This window comes from Candidatus Thermokryptus mobilis (assembly GCF_900070205.1).
Lineage (GTDB): Bacteria > Bacteroidota > Ignavibacteria > Kryptoniales > Kryptoniaceae > Kryptonium > Kryptonium mobile.
This window is the reverse complement of sequence record NZ_FAOO01000013.1, coordinates 19,350-40,861: the sequence shown is the minus strand read 5'-3', so window position 1 is coordinate 40,861 and position 21,512 is coordinate 19,350. Positions and strand designations below refer to the sequence as shown.

Sequence of the window (21,512 nt, the reverse complement as noted above, 5' to 3'; positions counted from 1 at the left end):
GATATGCGTTTTAAAATTTTAAGTTTTTTGCTTTTCTTCCTTGTTGTTGAGGTTTTTTCGCAAGTTAAACCCGGGAAGATTAATTTCATTGAATATGACCTGCCTAATGGTTTGCATGTCATACTACACGAGGACCACTCAACCCCGATAGTTGCTGTTGATATTTGGTATCATGTTGGCTCAAAAAATGAAGACCCGGAAAGGACGGGGTTTGCACATCTTTTTGAGCATATGATGTTTCAGGGCTCTGCAAATGTTAGAAAAGCCGAACATATGGCTTACATTCAGAAAGCGGGTGGTATCTTTAACGGTTCAACCAATTGGGATAGAACAAATTATTTTCAAGTTGTTCCATCAAATCAACTTGAGCTTGTCCTGTGGCTTGAATCCGACAGGATGATGAGCTTAAATGTCAATCAGGAAAATCTTGACAATCAGCGTGAGGTTGTTAAGGAGGAGAGACGATGGAGGGTTGATAATCGTCCCTATGGGACGCAATGGGAGGAGACATTCAAACGGCTTTTTAAGGTACATCCGTATAGGTGGCCCGTCATAGGTTATATGGAACATCTAAACGCTGCGAAACTTGAAGAAGTTAAAAAATTTTTTGAGACCTATTATGTTCCTAACAACGCTGTTTTAGTGATCGCTGGTGATATTGATGTTGAAAAGACAAAAAATCTCGTGCAGAAATACTTCGGTGATATACCGAGGGGAAAGTACGAGATAAAAAGACCTAATGTCGTTGAACCACCTTTAACACAGCAAGTGCGGGATACGATTTATGACAATGTTAGATTGTCCGCTGTTTTCATCGCTTTTAGGATACCTAAAGATGGGGAAAGGGATTTTTATGCGCTTGATCTTCTTGCTAATGTGCTTGGTTCGGGTAGGAGTTCGCGACTTTATCAAAAACTTGTCTATGAGAAGAGAATCGCTCAAAATGTCAATGTCTATGCGATAGGTATGGAAGATGCTGGAGTGTTTAAAATTGATGCTTACTGCTCAATAGGTCACAAGCCAGAGGAAGTTGAAAGGGAGATATGGAATGAGATTGAAAAGATACAAAAAGAACTTATCTCCGAAAGGGAGCTTCAAAAGGTCAAAAATCAAACGGAAGCACAGACAATTTCAAGCTATCAAACTGTTTTATCAAAAGCAGATCAGCTTGCTCATTACTATGTCATCCATAAAAATACCGATGAGATAAACCGCGAACTTGATAAAATTCTTTCCATCACCCGGGAGGAGATTCGTGATTCGGCGGTTAAGTATCTCAAACCTGAAAATTCAGTTGTGCTTTATTATTTCCCAAAGGAGCAAAAAACTTCAAAATAATTGGGTGAATATTATGAGTCAGGAGACGGTCAAAATAGAGGCAAAGCGTTGGACTTATCAAGATTACCTTAAACTTCCGGATGAGGAAAGGTATGAGATAATTAATGGGGAGCTTTTCATGGTTCTGGCACCGAATTTGTTTCATCAGGATATATCAAGGAATCTTGAATACTTGATGTGGAACTATGTCCGAGAGAAAAACCTCGGTGTTGTTTATTATGCGCCTGTTGATGTCGTGTTAAGTGAGGAAAATGTTTTTCAGCCGGATATCGTTTTTGTTTCAAGGGATAATTTTGGGATTTTGAAGGAGAAGGCGATTTTCGGGGTGCCTGACCTCGTGGTTGAGATAATCTCGCCATCTTCAATTTATAACGATATGAATGTCAAGAGGGAAATTTATGAAAAGTTTGGGGTTAAGGAGTATTGGATTGTTGATCCAGCAAATAAAGCAATTCAAATTTTCACGCTTGAAAGTGGAAAGTTTAAACTTCACTTTTTTGGTTATGAAACGGGGAAAGCCAGCTCAAAAATAATCCAAGATTTTGAAGTTGAACTTGAGAAATTTTCAAAAGCGTAATTTGAAAATAATGGGGAGTTGCGATGAAAAATTTAAAACTAACATTGGCTTTAATTATGAGCGTAATTGTGTTTAAGCCGATTGAAATTTATCCTCAGAGCGAGGGAAAGGTTGATTTTGTTGAATTCACGCTTGATAATGGACTTCATGTTATACTTCACGAGGATCATTCCACGCCTATAGTTGCTGTGAATATATGTTATCATGTTGGTTCAAAAAACGAGAGGGAAAATAAGACGGGATTTGCCCATTTGTTTGAACATTTGATGTTTGATGGCTCAATGAATGTGAAGAGGGGTGAATTTGATAAGTACATAACGCAGGCAGGAGGTTATGATAATGCTTACACGACGGAGGATAAGACGAATTATTACGAGGTTTTGCCTTCAAACTATCTTGAGCTTGCGCTTTGGCTTGAGTCCGATAGAATGCTTGGCTTTTCAATTCAGGAGATAAGTTTGAAAACCCAGAGGGAAGTTGTTAAGGAGGAAAGGCGTTGGCGTTACGAGAATAGACCCTATGGTTCGGCTTGGATTAAAATTTCGGAGAAAAGCTATAAAAAGCATCCGTATAGATGGCCAGTGATTGGCTATCAAGAACATCTTGATAACGCAAGTATGGATGATGTCAGGGAATTTTATGAGACATTTTATGTCCCAAACAATGCTGTGCTTGTCATAGCGGGAGATATTGATATTGAGAGGACAAAGGAGCTTGTTCAGAGGTATTTTGGTGAAATAAAGAGAGGACCTGATCAAATCCCGCGACCATCTCCCTTTGACGAACCACTTGATGGCGAAGTTAGGGAAGTCGTTGAAGATGTAAATGCACCTCTTCCAGCTGTATTTATGAGTTATAGAATCCCAGAGGAAGGGAATCCCGACTCATATGCTTTGACACTTCTTTCAAATATACTTTCTGTCGGTGAGAGTTCAAGGTTGTATCAACGACTTGTTTACAAGGATAAAATCGCAAATGAGGTTGAGACATTCGCAGATGTCAGGGAACATCCTGGTTTGTTTTTGATTTACGCTATTTCAAATCCCGGGTTTGGTTCTGACACGCTTGAGAAAGTGATTGATGAGGAGATTGAAAAGATAAAAAATCATGGCGTTGATGAAAAGGAACTTGAAAAGGCAAAGAACAAGATTGAGTCGGCGTTTGTCTCAGCAAGGCAAACTGTTCAAGGCAAGGCGGATTTGCTTGCGCATTATTACACATTTTTCAAAGACGCTGGCTTGATAAACACGGAAATAGCCAAATATAGAAAAGTTACGGTTGAAGATATAAAGCGAGTTGCTCAAAAGTATTTAACTTCAAATAACAGGGTGATTTTGCATTATCTACCCAAAACGAATTAAATTTAGACAACAAATTTTTGGGAGGAAAGTTATGTTGAAAAAAATAGGGATGTTTTTCATGGTGATACTTTTATCAACGGTTTCAAATTCACAGGAGAAAATTGACAGAACTAAACCACCTAAACCAGGTCCTGAAAGCAAGGTTAAATTTCCGTCATATTACGAGAAAACACTTCCGAATGGTCTTAAAGTCATAGTGATTGAAAATCACGAACAGCCGATCGTTTATGTTAGTTTTGTCGTTAAAAGTGGTTCAACTTATGATGGTGAATTGCCTGGGCTTGCAAGTGTTACCGCTGAGCTTTTGACAAAGGGTACGAAGACAAGAAGCGCAACTCAGATAGCAGAGGAGATTGATTTCGTCGGCGGTTCTTTGAATGCAACAGCTAGCTGGGATGCTACAAATGTCAGCGTCCTTGTTTTGAAGAAATATCTTGGTGTTGGGATTGACATACTTCAAGATGTCGTTTTGAATCCGACATTTCCTGAAGAGGAGATTGAAAGGGTTAGAACACAGCGCCTTGCATCAATAAAACAATCAAAAGCAGAAGCGGGCTATCTTGCTGGTGTAAGGTTTTCAAAAGAATTGTTTGCAGGACATCCATATGCAAATGAAAGTGGTGGGAACGAGGAATCAATCCAAAAGATGAAAAGAGATGATCTTGTTAAGTTTTACCAGACGCATTTCATACCGAATAATTCGTTTATCATTTTTGCTGGGGACATAACCCCTTCTGAAGCATTGCCACTTGTTGAGAAATACTTCGGTGGATGGAAAAAGGGGAAAAATCCACACAGGGAATTCCAAACGGTTAAAGATGTGAATCAAACAAGAGTTGTCATAGTTGACAAGCCAGGTGCAGTTCAGTCAGCGATAAGGATTGGTCATCTTGGGATTGAAAGGAAGAACAAGGACTATGTTAAAGTTTATACGCTTAACACTTTATTAGGGGGATATTTCAATTCAAGGATAAATATGAATTTGAGGGAGACGCACGGATATACATACGGAGCTAGTAGCTTTTTTGATGCGAGGTTGTATCCTGGACCTTTCATAATCTCAACAGATGTGAGAAATGAGGTCACCGATTCATCCATTGTTGAGATAATAAAGGAGTTGAAAAGGATAATTGAAGAGCCGGTTCCGGAGGATGAATTGAAGATGGCGAAGGATTACATCGTCGGTTCGTTTCCATTGCAAATTGAAACCCCGGCACAGGTGGCTTCAAGGGTTATGACGATTGAAATATACGGTTTGCCTAAGGATTTTTATGACAGGTTTAGGGAAGAGGTAAAAAAGATAACTGCAAAGGATATACAGGAGACGGCGAGGAGGTATCTTCGTCCAGATAAACTTTTGATCGTTGTCTCTGGGAATTCAAAACAAATAAAGCCAGTCCTTGAGAAATTCGGTCCAGTTGTTGTTTATGATGCTGATGGGAACAAAATTGAATGAAAAACATATTGGGAGAAATTTAAGTGCGAAATAAAAGTGATGTTGAAATTGTCCAAGAGTTAAATTTGGCGTATAGAAAAATCAAATCTGAGATCGCTAAGGTTATTGTCGGGCAGGATAAGATAATTGAGGAATTATTGATAGCTCTTTTTGCTCGCGGGCATTGTCTTTTGGTTGGGGTTCCTGGGCTTGCGAAGACACTTCTTATAAAAACGCTTGCGCAAGTTCTTGATTTGAAGTTCAGCAGAATTCAATTCACGCCCGATTTAATGCCAAGTGATATAACTGGGACTGAGGTAATTGAGGAGAACATAACTACGGGTGAAAAATTTTTTAAATTTGTCAAGGGACCAATTTTTGCAAACATTGTTCTTGCTGATGAGATAAACAGGACTCCTCCAAAGACACAATCTGCTTTGCTTGAGGCGATGCAGGAGTATCGTGTTACAGCTGGGGGGCAGACGCATGAGCTTGAGCAACCTTTTTTCGTTCTAGCAACGCAAAATCCGATAGAGATGGAGGGAACTTATCCATTGCCCGAGGCTCAACTTGATAGGTTTATGTTCAACATTTGGATTGATTATCCATCTTTTGATGAGGAGGTTGAAATAGTCAGGAAGACGACAAGTTCGTATCAACCGGAGGTTGAGAAGGTTTTGAAGCGTGATGAAATACTTGAATTGCAAGACCTTGTGCGAAAAGTTCCAGTGGCTGACAATGTAATTGAATATGCTGTGAAGCTTGTTTCTCTGACGCGACCAAATCTTAATGGTGCGCCTGACTTTATAAAGCGATGGATAAGTTGGGGGGCTGGTCCAAGGGCTTCGCAATACTTGATACTTGGTGCAAAAGCACGGGCAATTCTTGAGGGAAGATACACACCTACAATTGATGATGTAAGGGCTGTCGCATTGCCAGTTTTAAGACACCGACTTGTCACGAACTTCAATGCAGAAGCGGATGGAGTTTCAACTCCAGAGATAATTGAAAAACTTTTAAAAATAATTTGAGGCAAAACAATGGAAAATTTCCAAGCCAATCAAGAACCGAGCTTTTCTGAAGAAGTTAAGCCGATGCCTTTGATTGACAAAATCTCCGGAATTTTTCTCGCACCCGCTGAAGTTTATGAAAATCTTGTTAAGTCAAAGCCTAAAACAATTGATTGGCTCTTTCCAGTCGTTGTTATGATTGTTGTCGTAATTGTTTCAACCTTGTTAAAGTTTGGTAACGAAAGCATAAGGGATTCTTTGATTTCATTTCAAGAGCAGAGGTTTGAACAACTTGTTGAAGAGGGTAAAATGACGGAGGAACAAGCTGAAATTGCTCGTGAAAGATTGAGCTCATTCACTGGTGCACAGAGAATCTTCAGCGTTGTCGGGGCTTTGATTGGTATTCCTATAGTTTTTTTGATCGTTTCGCTTGTTTATTTCCTGCTTGGGCGTTTGTTCTTTAAAGGTGATGTTGATTTTATGAGCGTCTTTTCAATTTATTCTCTTTCAAGTTTAATTGGAACAGTTGGGGTTATAGTTGCAACTCTTCTTTCTTTTTTGACGGGCTCGTTCTTTGCAAGCGCAAGCCCAGCAATTTTTATGGAACCATCGTCAAGCAAGTTATATCAACTTGCTACAAAGTTTGAGGTTTTTTCAATCTGGCAATATGTTGTTTTTGCGATTGGATTGGCGAAAGCTTTTAATAAGGGTTATTTATCTGCATTTGTGCTTGTTTTTGGAGTTTGGTTGATTTGGGTCGTGATGAGTTTATTTATCTCATTTCTCGGCTAATTAAAATTTTTTACCAATGCTTTTAACTTTGTTTGTTTTATTTCTTGGCTTTTGCAGAGTTGAGCCCGCTGACTCCAATAATGTCGCTGTTGAACAAACAAAGGTGAATAAGATAAAACTTGGCATCGTAACTGTTGGGACGCTTGGATTCGGTGTTGTGACATATGATTATTTCAATAAGGTTTGGTGGAAGCCGACGAGGGTTAAAAAATTTGTCTGGCGTGACGATTGGAACGATGTTTTAAAAGCTGATAAAGCGGGGCATTTTTATTTTTCCTATGTTTTATCCGATGTTTATAAAAATCTTTTCAAGTGGGTTGGTTTTAGTAGTAAGACATCGGCTTTCCTTGGGGCTGGGATAAGCACGATTTACGAAGTTGGTGTTGTTGAACTTACCGATGGATTCACAACTAAATGGGGTTTTAGTCCAAGCGATGCTATATCCGATGTGTTTGGTGCTTTCTTTCCAGTTGCACAGGAATATATCCCAATGCTGAGAATTTTTTCGTTTAAGTGGAGCTATACTCCGTCGGGTTATACTTGGTTGGATTATTTTCGTTTTGGAAGTTTGAAAGAGGCACTTTATAAAAAGCAGTTTCACACCGATTATTCCGGGATGACTTTTTGGGCAAGCGTTGACTTTCAAAATTTATTGCCAGAAAAATTTGAAAAGTTCATACCTGATTTTTTAAACATCGCTGTTGGTTATAGCGTTAAAGAGATAAATTACGCAGGTAGGGGTTATTCAGAGGTTTTTGTTGGGATTGATTATAATTTCTTGAAGGTTGACACAGGGTCTGAATTTTTCAACAAGGTTTTGAGGGCTTTGAATTACATACATTTCCCAGCGCCAACTTTAAGGATAAAGCCGAAAGTTAAGTTTTACTACCTTTATTTTTAAACTCGCTTGCGATTTTACATCCAAAAGGGGCTTTGAAAATTTTTCGCTTCTTCTTATCTTAAACAAAAAATTCTATGAAATTTATTTGCGCCATCGCTATGATATTACAATTTTCCGTGTTCAACTGGACTGGTAAAAAATCACCTGAACTTGACGGTGGAATTGGTTGGATAAATTCAAAACCGTTGAAGATCAGCGAACTCAAGGGTAAGGTTGTCTTAATAGATTTCTTTGAATATACCTGTGTCAATTGTCTTCGGACTCTGCCATATTTAAAAGAGTGGCACAAAAGATATAAAGATGCTGGGCTTGTGATAATTGGAGTTCATACCCCGGAGTTTGATTTTTCAGCTGAGTTTGAAAATGTGAAAAGAGCTGTTGAGGAACTCGGGATTGAATATCCAGTTGTCGTTGACAGCAAATATGAAATATGGAACGCTTTTAAAAATCAGTTCTGGCCAAGGAAATTGCTCGTTGACAAGGACGGCATAATAAGGTATGACCACATAGGTGAGGGAGCTTATGGAGCAACGGAGGCGAAGATTCAGGAGCTTTTAAAGCAGTTAAATTCAAATGTTAGTTTCCCAGAAATAATCCATTACCTTCGTGAAGAAGATAAGCCAGGTGCGGTTTGTTATCCTAGAACTCCTGAGATGTATGCTGGTTATTTGCGTGGTTATTTTACACAGAAAATAAATCCAGAAAAGGAAACTTTTTATAGCGGAAATGATTATAAAGAGACACAGATCACTTTGAACGGGTGGTTTAAGGTTGAAGCGATGAGGATAGTTCATTTAAGGGATATGGAGCAATTCAGCGATTATATCTCGTTTAAATTTAGGGGAACTGAAGTTAATGCTGTGTTTAATTCGGATGGGGGACCATATGATGTCATGGTTACACTTGATGACAAACCTATTCCGGAGGATATGAAGGGTTCTGATGTTTTTTACGATTCCTTGGGGAGGAGTTTGGTGAGGGTGAACTCCGGAAGGATGTATAATCTCATCTCTGGGAGAAGATACGGGGTTTACACTTTAAAGCTTTATACGAATTCTTCTTCGTTTTCGGTGTATTCATTTACATTTGGCTCATGCGTGGTTAAAGAATAAAAAATTCAATGCGGGACAAACTATGGGTGCGAACTTTTTTATTGAAAAGGTCAGATCCGAGATAAAGAAGATTGAGAAGTTTATTGATTTAAATCCTGAATCTCCACTGCTTGTCCGTTTAGCTTCACTTTACCTTGAGGTTGGGGATGTTGATAAAGCGATATCCTTGTGTTCAAGGGCGGTTCAGATTTACCCTGAATATTCAACCGCTCATCTTGTAATGGCAAGGTGTTATATTGAACTTGGGGCGTACTCAAAGGCGCTTGCGGAGTTGAATCGTGTAGCCGAAATTTTACCGGATTCAAAGTTTGTGGTTGATTTAATATCAAAAATTTCCTTAAAGAGAAGGAAACAACCTACAGCGATAAAAGGAACTTCTGAAAAGGTACAAGAAGAAATTAACTTGCCTGATATTTCTGAAGTTGATTTGGTGATATCAGATGAAGTTGAAGGATCAAGCGATACAAAGGTTGGCGATTTTGAAGAGGATGTTTTTGAAGTTCCCTCGCTTGATGAGAAAAAAGAGAAAGTTGAAACGCAGGCGTCTTATCTTGAAGAGCTTATAAGGCAGATTGAAGCTGGAAAGTCAAAAGTTAGAAATGAGGTCAAACAAGATAAAGGGGTTGAGGTTGAGAGAGAGTTGAGTTATGATGATATGAACATTGTGACGCCAGCTTTAGCCCAGATACTCGCAGGTCAAGGTGCGTATGAGGAAGCGATAAAAATTTACAAGAAGCTTATTGAACAGCGTCCGCAGGAGAAGGAGAAATATGAAGATGAGATAAGAAAACTTGAAGAAAAGATGAAAAACGAAGACCATGCTTAAGCCAGTTAAATATCTTGGACAACATTTCCTTAACGATAAAAATATAGCAAGGAAAATTGCGGAAGCGATAAATCCACAGCTGGACGATGTTATAGTTGAGATCGGGGCAGGTGAGGGTTTTTTAACTGAGCAGTTTGTCGGAAAGGTGAGGAAAATTTTCGCAGTTGAAGTTGATAAAAGAGCGGTTGATTTTTTAAGGGTTAGATTTGAAGATAAAGTTGAAGTTTTGCATAATGACTTTTTAAAACTTAATCTCAAGATGTTTGAAAGTTATGGTAAGATAAGATTGGTTGGAAACATACCTTATAACATTACGAGTTCAATCATATTCAAGGCGATTGAAAATAGGAGGTTGATCAAAGACCTTATTATAATGGTTCAGCTTGAAGTTGCATTGCGGATTGTGTCTCAACCGGGGGTTAAAGATTACAGCATACTCTCTGTTATGTGTCAGGCATATTCAAAGCCGGAGATTTTGTTCAGGGTGTCAAGGAATGTATTCTATCCAAGACCTAATGTGACATCGGCTGTCATACGGCTTGACTTTGAAAGAGGCGAGAGGGCAGAGAGGATAAGCGATGATGTTTTCTTCAGGAGGGTTGTCAAACTTGTTTTTAATAAGCGAAGGAAAATTCTGAAGAACACGCTTAAGGAGATTTTTGACGAGGCGATACTTTCACAACTTGAATTTGATTTGACGAGACGACCTGAACAATTGACAGTTGATGAATTTATAGACCTTTCAAATTCTCTTTACAACCTCGCTGGGAAAATAAAGGTCAACGATTTATGAATCTTTATGCGAACCTACGAAATTTACACTTTGGGGACTTGGTTAACATCTTTTTTTACCTCTTTTTAATTTTTCTTGCCATTTCGTTCTCACCTCAACTTAAAATTTGGTGGTTGATCGTTCTTTTCAACTTTCTCGTTATTTCTTTCATTCTTTTCGTCAGCAGGTGGAACTCTCTGGAGATTTTCTCAATCAAAAGATTTGTTCGGGAGTGGTATCTTATTCCGTTAATTTTGCTGACTTTTAAAGAGATTTATTTTTTCATCAATCTTTTGAAGCTTCCAGATTACGATTGGATTTTGATAAAGATTGATCAGATGATTTTCGGCGAGCATCCGACTTATGTTTTGAGTAAAATTGCTCATCCTATTTTGACGGAAATCTTACAGATTGTTTATTCAACCTTTTATTTTTTCCCGATAATTCTTATGTATGATTTTTACAGGCGTGGTGATATATTGACATACCGATATGTTGTTGCCACGGTTGTTTATGGGTTTTATCTTTCTTACATCGGTTATCTGCTTGTTCCGGCGATAGGTCCGAGGTTTACGCTTCATGATTTTTCAAATCTTGATGTTGAGCTTCCCGGTTTATTTTTAACCGAGCCGTTGCGTTGGATAATTAACACTGGGGAATCAATTCCACCGGGCGTTCCAAATCCTGAGGAGTTCGCGCAAAGGGATGCCTTCCCAAGCGGGCACACTCAACTTACGCTTGTGGTGATGTATCTTTCAATTGTTTTAAACTCAAAGACGAGATATTTTTTAATTCCTGTTGGGATTTTGCTTATTTTTTCAACTGTTTATTTGAGGTATCATTATGTCATTGACTTGATCGCTGGGTTTTTATTCGCTGTCTTCACACTTGCAACTGCGCCATATCTTTTCAATCAATGTGAAACAAAAATTGGATTAAAAAATGGAAAAGGTTGAATTTAAGCCATATGTTCCAGCGGAAACCAATTTAAAGGAGTTGACTTTAAGGTCTTTATTTCTGGGTGTTATAATGGCTGTTATCCTTGGGTCTGCAAATACATATATTGGTTTAAAGGCGGGGATGACAATCTCAGCGACATTTCCAGCTGCTGTTGTAGCGATGGCTGTGATGAGGGTTCTTCGCGGTTCAATACTTGAGGAAAACATTGCAAGAACTACTGCGTCAGTTGGTGAGGCGCTTGCTGCTGGGGCGATATTTACAATACCTGCGTTTGTAATTTCAGGTGTATGGGAAGATTTTAACTATTGGGAGAGCACCGTTATAATGCTTGTTGGAGGTGCGCTTGGCGTTCTGTTCATTATTATTTTAAGAAGACCACTTGTTAGTGATGCAACACTTCCTTACCCTGAGGCGGTCGCTTGTGCGGAAATGGTAAAAGCAGGACAAAAGGGTGAAACCGGAGCAAAATATGTCTTCAGCATGATGGGGGTTTCAGCTTTGATTGAACTTTTTAAGAACGCTCGCGGAATAAAGTTGTTTGAAGAGACATTGGGCAAGTTTTTTGAGTTTGGCAGATATAAAATTCAACTTTTCAGCGGTTCAAATCCTCTTGGAAATCCTCAAACATATACAGGCGGAATTTATCTTTCAACACCCGTAGCTTCCCCAGCGTTAATCGGTGTTGGATACATAATTGGTCCGAGATTATCAGCTGTTGCTTTTTCAGGTGGTGTGCTTGGATGGTGGCTCTTTATCCCGCTTGTTATGTTTTTTAATAATGGGCTTGAACCTTTGATCAAATCAGGAAGCGATTGGGAGACACTGACAAACGCAGTTTGGTATTATCAAGTCAGACCTATTGCGGTTGGAGCTATGATAGTTGGTGCGTTCCATACGCTTTGGAAAATGAGAAAACAGCTTTTTCAGGGGATAGCAAAAGGATTGAGAGACACGAAGTTAATAAATACAGGAAGGGTGACATATTCACGGCTTGAGGATGATTTACCGTTGACATCTGTATTGATTGGAATTTTGCTTCTTGTAATTCCCGTGGTTTTAATTTATTATTACTTCACGAAGGATTTTCTCAGTGCTGTTGTTGCTGGAATTGTGATGACTTTGACAGGGTTCTTATTTTCTGCGGTTGCGGGTTATCTTGTCGGTGTTATGGGTGGTTCAAATAATCCAATTTCTGGTTTGACGCTTTCATCCCTTGTCATATCAGCTGTGTTGATGGTGGCGCTTGGAGTGAAGGGGACAAAAGGGGTTGAGGTTGTCTTAGGTGTTGCAGCTGTTGTTTGCACTGCGCTTGGAATAGCGGGGGATATGCTTCAAGATTTAAAAGTTGGTCAAATTTTAGGCGGGACGCCAAGGAAAATGCAAATCGCTGAAATTATAGGTGTTTTATTTACAGCGCTTGTCCTTGTTTTCCCGATGTCAATACTTCACAAAGGAACGGAAGGAGGAATCGGGGGCAAGTATCTTCCGGCTCCTCAAGCTGGATTGATGAGCGTTATGTCAAAGGGAATTGTAAGTGGTGAAATTGCTTGGCCACTTGTCATCTTCGGTGGAGTTCTTGCTTTTGTGCTTATCCTTTTGAAATCACCTTCCCCAACTCTTATAGCTGTTGGGATGTATCTTCCATTTGAGACAACATCGGCAATTTTTGTGGGTGGCTTGATAAAGTATTTGGCTGATCAAATTGTAAAACGTAAAAGGATTTCACAGGAAGATGCAGTTAAAATAGAAAATCGCGGTATTTTGCTCGCTTCTGGTCTTGTAGCTGGTGAATCAATAACCGGTGTCCTTTTGGCTGGGCTTTATCTTTTGAATGTTCAACTTCCACACATCTCGGATAATCCATTTATTGGGATGTTAATTTTCCCGATCGTCGCTGTTATATTAATCCTTGTTCCGTTGCGAAGCAAGTAATTTGCCTTTTAAAGTGGCTTTTGTTTATTTTTTAGAAAAATCCTGGGTCATCTATGCGCTCATTGCTTGAGCTTAAACAATACATTTTGAAGTATAAAAGGTTAATTCTCTTTGGGATTTTGGCTATACTTTTGAGTGAGTTCTTTTATGTCGTCATCCCAATTTTAATTGGACGCGCTGTTGATAACTTAAAGGTAGGGGTGACCTTTGAAAAACTCTCACTTTTTGCCTTGCTCATTCTTGGTTCAACAATTTTAAGTGGGATTGCATCTTTTTTCACGAGACAGACGATAATTGTGGCTTCAAGGAAAATTGAGTATGATATGCGCAATGACTTCTACCGCCATGTTCAGGGGTTACATTATCTGTATTTCCGAGATAAAAAGGTTGGTGATATAATGGCTTATGCTACGAATGATATTCCCGCAGTAAGAAATTTCCTCGGGCCGGGGATAATGTATTCAATTGAGACCACCATTGAGTTCGTTGTGATACTTGCTATAATGTTTTCAATGAATTTAAAACTTACATTGATAACTTTGATACCTCTCCCATTGATATCTTATCTCGTTTATAAAGTTGGGAGGATAGTTCATGAGAAGTATGAGGACATTCAAGAACATTTTGGAACGATAACGACATTGGCTCAGGAGAACATCGCTGGGATAAGGGTTGTAAAATCCTATGTTAGGGAGGATTACGAGATTGAGAAGTTTAGAAAGGTAAATTTTGAGTATTTCATCAAGAATATAAAACTTGCAAAGGTTCAATCGCTTACATATCCGTTGATGATTTTGATAACTGGGATTTCAATTATACTTGTCATTTGGTATGGGGGTTATCAGGTGATAAAGGGGACGATGACGCTTGGGCAATTGACATCATTTTTGATCTATCTCGGTTATCTTATTTGGCCGATGATAGCTTTCGGTTGGATTATTAACTTGACACAAAGAGCAGCAGCTTCAATGGATAGATTGCTTGAAGTGATGAGGATTCAACCAGAGATAAAGGATACCGACGAAACTGATTTTTCAATTAGGCAGATAAACGGTGAGATTGAATTTAAAGATGTATGGTTTAAATATCCCGATTCGGAAAGCTATGTTTTAAGGGGTATAAGTTTTAAAATTGGACAGGGACAAACAGTTGGAATCGTTGGTTATACAGGGAGTGGTAAGACAACGCTTGTAAATTTGATCCCAAGATTATTTGATCCTGATAAAGGCGAAGTTTTGATAGATGGTGTAAATGTTAAGAGGATTCCGTTGAAGGTTTTAAGGGAAAACATAGGATATGTTCAACAGGATGTTTTTCTTTTTTCTGACACGATCAAAAATAATATAACTTTCGGGATTGACGGAGCCGATGATAGTAAGGTTATAGATGTCGCTAAAATTGCGCAGATTTACGATGAGGTTATGGGTTTCCCGAATAAATTTGATACGATTGTTGGTGAGAGAGGGATAACCTTGTCTGGCGGACAAAAGCAAAGGGTCGGACTTGCGAGAGCACTGATAAAGGAGCCAAAAATTTTAATACTTGATGACCCATTTTCATCAGTTGATGCTTATACTGAAGAGATGATTTTGAAAAATTTAAGAGAGTATAGGAAGGGGAGAACGACTATAATCATAAGTCATCGCATAACATCTGTTAAAGATTCGGATTTTATAATTGTTCTTGATGACGGGGAGATAGTTGAGAGTGGCACGCACGATGAACTTATTGAACTTGGTGGAATTTACGCTGAACTTTACCAGAAGCAAATACTTGAAGAAGAACTTGAAAGGATGTAAAAAAACAAAAGATAACATTTCTTTATGCACGATTTCAGAGAAGATGAAGTTTTAGGGAAGGCATATGATTCAAGGTTGATGAAGCGACTTTTGAAGTATGTCAAGCCATATTGGAAGCAAGTTGCTATTTCTGTTTTTCTTGTCCTTATCCTTGCGGTGTTAAATCCTTTGCGTCCATACATAACTAAATTTGCGATAGATGATTATATCTTAAAATCAAATTATGTCGGGCTCTTTAAGCTTTCCCTTTTGCTTTTTGGGTTGCTTTTGGTTCAGGGGGTTATACAATACATTTTAAATTATACAACGGAATGGATCGGGCATAAGACGATTTTTGATTTGAGGATGGAAATTTTCTCACACCTTCAGCGACTCGCTTTGAAATTTTTTGATAAAAATCCAACTGGACGACTTGTCACAAGGGTCACAAATGATGTTGAATCTTTAAATGAGATGTATTCGTCTGGAATAGTTCTCATTTTCGGTGATATATTTACGATAATTGGGATTCTTTATTTTATGTTCAAATTGAGCTTTGAGCTTTCGCTTGTGACTTTGAGCGTTTTGCCATTGCTTTTTTATGCGACTTTCCTTTTCAGGAAGAAGGCAAGGGAAGCGTATAGGGAGGTTAGGATTTTGATAGCTAAGATTAATGCTTTTCTACAAGAACACTTCTCAGGTGTAAGTGTTGTTCAGGTTTTCAATAGGGGGGAAGAGGAGTTTAAAAAATTTGATCAGATAAATTCAAAATATCGGGATGCAAATATAAAGTCAATTTTTTACTATGCGGTTTTCTTTCCAGTCGTTGAGCTTATAAGTGCGATTGGTATCGCTTTGATAATCTGGTATGGCGGTGGTGAAGTTATAAAGGGAGCTGTGACGATAGGTGTTTTGATCTCTTTCATTCAGTATACTGAGATGTTTTTTAGACCCGTCAGAGACCTTTCAGAAAAATATAATATTTTCCAGACGGCGATGGCTTCGGCAGAGAGAATTTTTAAGCTTCTTGACACAAAAATTTTCATAAAGCGACCTGAAAATCCCATCAAGCTTGAAAAGGTGAGAGGGGATGTTGAGTTTAAAAATGTTTGGTTCAGATATAAAGACGATTCGGACGGTGTGGGTGATGATGACTGGATTTTGAAGGATGTTTCTTTTAAAATTAAAGCGGGAGAGAAAGTTGCGATAGTTGGTGCAACTGGCTCTGGGAAGAGCACGATTATAAACTTGATGGGTAAATTTTATGAGGTGCAAAGAGGACAAATTTTAATAGATGGGATAGACATAAGAAACATTGACGAAAGAGAATTAAGAAAGCACATAGCGATTGTTTTGCAAGATGTGATGCTTTTTTCTGGTGATATTTTAACTAACATAACACTTGGGAACGAAAAAATCCCTTTTGAAAGGGTTGTTGAATCAGCTCGGTTAATAGGCGCGGATAAGTTTATTGAAAAATTGCCGCGAGGATATTTTGAACCCGTTTATGAGAGAGGATCAAATCTTTCTGTTGGCGAGAGGCAACTTATCTCGTTTGTAAGGGCGCTTGTTTATGACCCAGAAATCCTTGTCCTTGATGAGGCGACTTCAAGCGTTGATGTTGAGACTGAGTATATTATTCAGAAAGCAATTGATAAGCTCCTTGAAAATCGGACTGCGATAGTCATAGCACATAGGTTATCAACAATTCAAAATTCGGACAAGATAATAGTTTTGCACAAAGGTGAGGTTCGTGAGATAGGGACGCATGAGGAGTTGCTTGAGATGAGAGGGATTTATTATCGGCTTTATCAATTGCAGTATAAAGATAGAAAAGTTAAAGCGGGCGATTTATCGGGGATTGTTAAGACAAGCTCGACAAAATCGGGTTAAAAAATTAAACAAATTAAGGAGGGTTGAACTATGCAGAGGATAATAACAATTGAGCGTTTCATCATTGAAAGGGAACATGAAATCCCTGGGGCAACGGGGGAATTCTCAAAACTCTTGACAGACCTTGCCCTTGCATCTAAAATTGTCTGGCGTGAGGTCTCAAAAGCAGGTCTGGTTGATATCATCGGCTCAACTGGAAAAGTTAACATCTCTGGCGATGTTGTTCAGAAACTTGATGAGTTCGCAAATGAAATTTTCATCAATGTGATGCAAAAAGGTGGACATCTTTGTGTCATGGCAAGCGAGGAAAGTAAAGGTTTGATTGAAATCCCAGATGAACTTGCCAAGGGGAAATATGTTCTTGTGTTTGACCCTCTTGATGGGAGTTCAAACATTGATGTGAATGTTTCAATTGGTTCAATTTTTGGAATCTTCCGAAGGGTGACAACTTCTGGAAAGGGAACTGAAAGGGATATCCTTCAGCCGGGACGAAATCTCGTAGCTGCTGGCTATATCGTTTATGGTTCAAGCACGATTTTCGTTTACACAACTGGAAATGGGGTTCATGGGTTTACGCTTGATCCAAGTATTGGGGAGTTTTTGCTTTCGCATGAAAACATTCGCATACCGAAGAAAGGTGATATTTACAGTGTAAATGAAGGATATTATGAGAGATGGGATGAGAATATGAAAAGGTTTATAAATTATCTCAAGGCGGAGGACAAGGCGACGGGACGACCCTATAAGTTGAGATATGTTGGGACGCTTGTTGCTGATTTCCATAGGACGCTTTTATACGGGGGTATTTTTATGTATCCTGGTGATAAGAAAAATCCAGAGGGTAAGTTGCGCTTGCTTTATGAAGCCGCACCCCTTGCTTATGTTGTTGAAAAGGCTGGTGGAAGGGCAAGTGATGGTTTCAGAAACATACTTGACATTGAGCCGACAAGCTTACATCAGCGAACGCCACTTTTCATCGGAAGTGAGGAAGATGTAAAACTGGCTGAAAAATTTATCCAAGGTAAAGCCGAAGATTAAGTCAACAAATGGGGCTCTTTTAGAGCCCCAACTTTTCTTAATTATCCCCCCTCGTGATGTTCAATGTTTGTCTCAATCCACTTTGATATAAACTCAGAGACATCAAGCCAAAGTTTAATTTTCTCTTCTGGGGTTAATCCCGCCGTTCTTATTAAATTTTCAATTTCCTTGCAAATATCATCCGGGAGATTTATTCCCTTGTTTTCTTCCTGGATAGATTGTTTTACCGCCATGGGATGGTTCTGCTTTGTTTTATACCTGAAATAAACTAACGTTTTTCTCTTAAAATGTCAAGGGATGTATATATGCTTGTTTCAATCGGGGATATTGAGAGTTTAAAGGTTGGAATTAAAAAGACGCTAAGGAAAGGCGTTAAGCTACGTAGGATTGAGGGGGTCAATTTTACAATGTTATCTTTTTGTTGGTTTTTCCGGCGGTGATAGAGAGTTTTAAGGGATATCGCTGGGCAAAGTGATGTTAAACCGAGAAAATATGATGTTGAAAAATTTTATGTTAGCGGTGTTGAAACGTGTCGTAAAGTTTATGGAGAAAATTTTGAGATGTTAGTTCAAAATATGAACTTGCTTCATCCTGATCTTGCTCAGTGGATGATAATGGAAGGATATAGGAAAGTTTTAAGTAGGGATGTGTTAAGTTTAAAAGAGAGGGAGGTTTTAAATGTGGCAATTTTAACGACGCTTGGTTGGGGGGACAGTTACATTCGCATTTAAAGGGTGCTATAAATGTTGGGGTAAAGCGGAGTGAGATTTTAAATGTTTTTAGAGATATTGTTGACATTTGAGGAATGATAGTTAAGTTTGGAAAGGGGAAATTTAAACAAAGTGTCCTTTACGTTGCCGATGGGATCAGTTGAGAATTTGTCGTCAAGTCGTTGATCTTTCTTGCTATTGACATTTGTTTTTTAAATTTTTATATTTGTGTAAGTCGTGATGAAACACGCCTAAAAAATTAAAGTTAAATAAATCAAGGAGGATTTATGGAGTATGTTAAGAAAAAAACAGTGGGTGAAGAAACCCCGAGTGATAATGTTTTGTCTGTTGATAAATCTTTAAAAAGGGGGCTTAAATTCAAGAGGTTCTTCACGAAGGAGGGTGTTCATCCGTTTGATGAGATTCAATGGGAAAAAAGAGATGCGGTTATAACGAACGAGAAGGGAGAGGTTGTTTTTGAACAAAAAGGGGTTGAAGTTCCCGCTTTTTGGTCAATGCTTGCTACGAATATAGTTGTATCAAAGTATTTTCACGGTCAGGTTGGGACTCCAGAGAGGGAATATAGCGTAAAACAATTGATAGAAAGAGTCGCAAGGACGATAACGAATTGGGGGGTGAAGGATGGATATTTTGCGGATGATGAATCTACGGATATTTTTTACAACGAGCTTGTTTATCTATTGGTTAATCAATATGCTTCTTTTAATTCACCAGTTTGGTTCAATGTTGGTGTTGAAGAAAAACCGCAAGCATCTGCCTGTTTTATAAACTCGGTTCAGGACACCATGGAATCAATTCTTGAGCTTGCGAAGACGGAGGGGATGTTGTTTAAGTATGGTTCTGGGACTGGGACTAATTTTTCAACTCTTCGTTCTTCTAAAGAAAAACTCTCTGGTGGAGGGATTGCAAGTGGTCCGGTTTCGTTTATGAGGGGGTTTGATGCTTTTGCTGGTGTAATAAAAAGCGGTGGCAAGACGAGAAGAGCTGCAAAGATGGTTATTTTAAATGTTGATCACCCAGATATAATTGATTTCATAAAGTCAAAAGCTGAAGAAGAGAAAAAGGCGCATATTTTAATAAAGGCAGGTTATGATCCAGGGTTTAATGTCCCAGGTGGAGCTTATGACTCGGTTCAATTCCAGAACGCAAATCATTCAGTGAGGGTGACAGATGATTTTATGAGAGCAGTTCTTGAGGATAAACAATGGCATACAAGATATGTGACCACCGGTGAGATATGCGATACATATAGGGCAAGGGATATCATGAGGATGATAGCAGAGGCGGCTTGGATTTGCGGTGACCCGGGGATGCAATTTGACACAACCATAAACAACTGGCATACCTGTCCAAACACCGGAAGGATAAATGCAAGTAATCCTTGTTCTGAATTTATGTTTCTTGATGATAGCGCTTGTAATCTTGCTTCATTGAACTTGATGAAATTCAGGAAAGAGGATGGAAGTTTTGACATCGTTGCATTCCGTCAGGCTGTTGATATTTTAATAACTGCTCAGGAGATAATCGTGGATAATGCGAGTTATCCGACGAAGGCAATTGAAAAAAACAGCCGGGATTATAGACCGCTTGGTTTGGGATATGCGAATCTTGGTGCATTGCTTATGTCTCTTGGTTTGCCTTATGATAGTGATGAAGCGCGGGCATATGCAGGAGCTATAACTGCGATAATGACAGGTGAAGCGTATAGACAATCGGCTTTGATAGCGAAGGAGATGGGACCATTTAAAGGATTTGAGCTTAACAGGGAACCAATGCTTGGAGTGATAAGGAAACATATGTCTTATGTTGATAAAATTGATAAAAATTTAATCCCGGATGAACTCTTTGATTCAGCGAAAAAGGTATGGAAGGAGGCCTATGAACTTGGACAAAAGTATGGTTATAGAAATGCACAGGTCACGGTTTTAGCTCCTACTGGGACAATTGGTTTTATGATGGATTGTGATACTACTGGGATTGAACCTGACATCGCTCTTGTAAAGTATAAGAAGCTTGTAGGGGGTGGTTTTTTGAAGATAGTCAATAACACTGTCCCGCTTGCTTTGAAGAAGCTTGGTTATAACGAGAAACAGATAAAGGATATAGTTGATTACATTGACAAAAACGATACAATAGAGGGAGCTCCGCATTTGAAAGAGGAGCATTTGCCTGTTTTTGATTGTGCTTTTAAGCCAGCCAAGGGTAAAAGATTTATTCATTATATGGGTCATGTTAAGATGATGGCTGCTGTTCAACCATTTATCTCCGGCGCAATTTCAAAAACAGTTAATATGCCAAATGATGTAAGCGTAGATGATGTCATACAGTTATTTATAGACGCTTGGAAGATGGGTTTAAAGGCAATCGCCATTTATAGAGATGGTAGCAAAGGAACGCAACCTCTCTCAACAAGTTTGGAGGATAAAAAAGAGGAGAAGAAGATTGAGTATAGACCGATTCGTCGTCGCCTTCCTGATGAAAGAAATTCAATCACACACAAATTTAGCGTTGCTGGTCATGAAGGTTATATAACGGTTGGGATGTACCCAGATGGAACGCCTGGGGAGATTTTCATAACGATGAGTAAAGAAGGTTCAACTTTGAGTGGTTTGATGGATGCGTTCGCAACTGCAATTTCGCTGGCACTTCAATACGGCGTCCCATTGAAAGTTCTCGTTGATAAATTTAGCCATATGAGGTTTGAACCAAGCGGTTATACGAATAATCCCGATATACCGATAGCTAAGTCAATCATTGATTACATTTTCAGATGGCTTGGGAAGAAATTTCTGAAGCCTGAGGAACAGCCAAGCAACCTTGACTATACTGATATTTTAAATGGAACATATTTAGTGGAGAGGGGAGTTGCTCCAAGGAGTGAAGCACTTGAAAAGTATGAGAAACAAGTGTTTGAGTCGCAATCCGATGCCCCACCATGTCCGAGTTGTGGGACGATTATGCAAAGGTCGGGTTCATGTTATGTCTGTCCAAACTGTGGTTCAACGAGTGGTTGCTCGTAATATTTATAGGGCATCCTTTATGGATGCCCTTTTTTG

General features: G+C 38.9%; 18 protein-coding genes. 17 read left to right on the top strand and 1 reads right to left on the bottom strand.

The genetic code is table 11. From position 1 onward, the window contains the following. Positions 1-3: 3 nt before the first annotated feature. The 15 genes from FKZ43_RS08710 (at position 4) to fbp (ending at position 17,725) form a co-directional block, all read left to right on the top strand. A complete protein-coding gene (locus tag FKZ43_RS08710) occupies positions 4-1,338 on the top strand; it encodes a M16 family metallopeptidase (RefSeq protein ID WP_140945501.1) in 1,335 nt (444 codons plus the stop codon). 13 nt (positions 1,339-1,351) lie between these two features. Continuing rightward, the gene (locus tag FKZ43_RS08705; protein ID WP_140945500.1) at positions 1,352-1,915 is read left to right on the top strand and encodes a Uma2 family endonuclease; all 564 of its coding nucleotides are present in this window, start codon (positions 1,352-1,354) and stop codon (positions 1,913-1,915) included. 23 nt (positions 1,916-1,938) lie between these two features. Beyond that, positions 1,939-3,276 (top strand): M16 family metallopeptidase, encoded by a 1,338-nt coding sequence (locus FKZ43_RS08700; RefSeq protein ID WP_140945499.1) that lies wholly within the window; start codon positions 1,939-1,941, stop codon positions 3,274-3,276. A 31-nt stretch (positions 3,277-3,307) separates the two neighbouring features. Then, positions 3,308-4,732 carry a M16 family metallopeptidase gene (locus tag FKZ43_RS08695; protein ID WP_140945498.1) on the top strand — a complete coding sequence of 475 codons (1,425 nt, stop codon included), beginning with the start codon at positions 3,308-3,310 and terminating at the stop codon, positions 4,730-4,732. 23 nt (positions 4,733-4,755) lie between these two features. Next, complete coding sequence (locus FKZ43_RS08690) at positions 4,756-5,742, top strand: AAA family ATPase (RefSeq protein ID WP_140945497.1); 987 nt, start codon at positions 4,756-4,758, stop codon at positions 5,740-5,742. 9 nt (positions 5,743-5,751) lie between these two features. Beyond that, positions 5,752-6,513 (top strand): Yip1 family protein, encoded by a 762-nt coding sequence (locus FKZ43_RS08685; protein WP_140945496.1) that lies wholly within the window; start codon positions 5,752-5,754, stop codon positions 6,511-6,513. A gap of 16 nt (positions 6,514-6,529) precedes the next feature. After that, positions 6,530-7,414: a DUF2279 domain-containing protein gene (locus FKZ43_RS08680; protein WP_140945495.1), complete on the top strand. Its 885-nt coding sequence runs from the start codon at positions 6,530-6,532 to the stop codon at positions 7,412-7,414. A gap of 98 nt (positions 7,415-7,512) precedes the next feature. Beyond that, on the top strand, positions 7,513-8,526 hold the full coding sequence (locus FKZ43_RS08675; RefSeq protein WP_219916517.1) for a redoxin family protein: 1,014 nt from the start codon (positions 7,513-7,515) through the stop codon (positions 8,524-8,526). Between the two features lie 22 nt (positions 8,527-8,548). Further along, positions 8,549-9,352, top strand: a complete 804-nt coding sequence (locus FKZ43_RS08670; protein WP_140945493.1) for a tetratricopeptide repeat protein — start codon at positions 8,549-8,551, stop codon at positions 9,350-9,352. Next, positions 9,345-10,145, top strand: a complete 801-nt coding sequence (gene rsmA, locus FKZ43_RS08665) for a 16S rRNA (adenine(1518)-N(6)/adenine(1519)-N(6))-dimethyltransferase RsmA (RefSeq protein WP_140945492.1) — start codon at positions 9,345-9,347, stop codon at positions 10,143-10,145. Before FKZ43_RS08670 ends, rsmA begins: the two co-directional genes overlap by 8 nt. Beyond that, on the top strand, positions 10,142-11,080 hold the full coding sequence (locus tag FKZ43_RS08660; RefSeq protein ID WP_140945491.1) for a phosphatase PAP2 family protein: 939 nt from the start codon (positions 10,142-10,144) through the stop codon (positions 11,078-11,080). Before rsmA ends, FKZ43_RS08660 begins: the two co-directional genes overlap by 4 nt. Continuing rightward, positions 11,067-13,016 (top strand): OPT family oligopeptide transporter, encoded by a 1,950-nt coding sequence (locus FKZ43_RS08655; protein ID WP_140945490.1) that lies wholly within the window; start codon positions 11,067-11,069, stop codon positions 13,014-13,016. Before FKZ43_RS08660 ends, FKZ43_RS08655 begins: the two co-directional genes overlap by 14 nt. A 53-nt stretch (positions 13,017-13,069) precedes the next feature. Beyond that, a complete protein-coding gene (locus tag FKZ43_RS08650; RefSeq protein ID WP_140945489.1) occupies positions 13,070-14,815 on the top strand; it encodes an ABC transporter ATP-binding protein in 1,746 nt (581 codons plus the stop codon). A 24-nt stretch (positions 14,816-14,839) separates the two neighbouring features. Then, positions 14,840-16,687 carry an ABC transporter ATP-binding protein gene (locus FKZ43_RS08645; RefSeq protein WP_140945488.1) on the top strand — a complete coding sequence of 616 codons (1,848 nt, stop codon included), beginning with the start codon at positions 14,840-14,842 and terminating at the stop codon, positions 16,685-16,687. A gap of 30 nt (positions 16,688-16,717) precedes the next feature. Then, positions 16,718-17,725: a class 1 fructose-bisphosphatase gene (gene fbp / locus FKZ43_RS08640; protein ID WP_140945487.1), complete on the top strand. Its 1,008-nt coding sequence runs from the start codon at positions 16,718-16,720 to the stop codon at positions 17,723-17,725. Between the two features lie 41 nt (positions 17,726-17,766). Here the strand turns inward: fbp and FKZ43_RS08635 are convergent, their stop codons facing one another. Beyond that, positions 17,767-17,958 (bottom strand): hypothetical protein, encoded by a 192-nt coding sequence (locus FKZ43_RS08635; protein ID WP_140945486.1) that lies wholly within the window; start codon positions 17,956-17,958, stop codon positions 17,767-17,769. 327 nt (positions 17,959-18,285) lie between these two features. Between FKZ43_RS08635 and FKZ43_RS11470 the strand changes: the two genes are divergently transcribed. Together FKZ43_RS11470 and FKZ43_RS08630 are read left to right on the top strand one after the other, a co-directional pair. After that, positions 18,286-18,456 carry a carboxymuconolactone decarboxylase family protein gene (locus tag FKZ43_RS11470; RefSeq protein ID WP_181180314.1) on the top strand — a complete coding sequence of 57 codons (171 nt, stop codon included), beginning with the start codon at positions 18,286-18,288 and terminating at the stop codon, positions 18,454-18,456. A gap of 266 nt (positions 18,457-18,722) precedes the next feature. Then, complete coding sequence (locus FKZ43_RS08630) at positions 18,723-21,476, top strand: vitamin B12-dependent ribonucleotide reductase (protein ID WP_140945485.1); 2,754 nt, start codon at positions 18,723-18,725, stop codon at positions 21,474-21,476. The last annotated feature ends 36 nt before the right edge of the window (positions 21,477-21,512 follow it).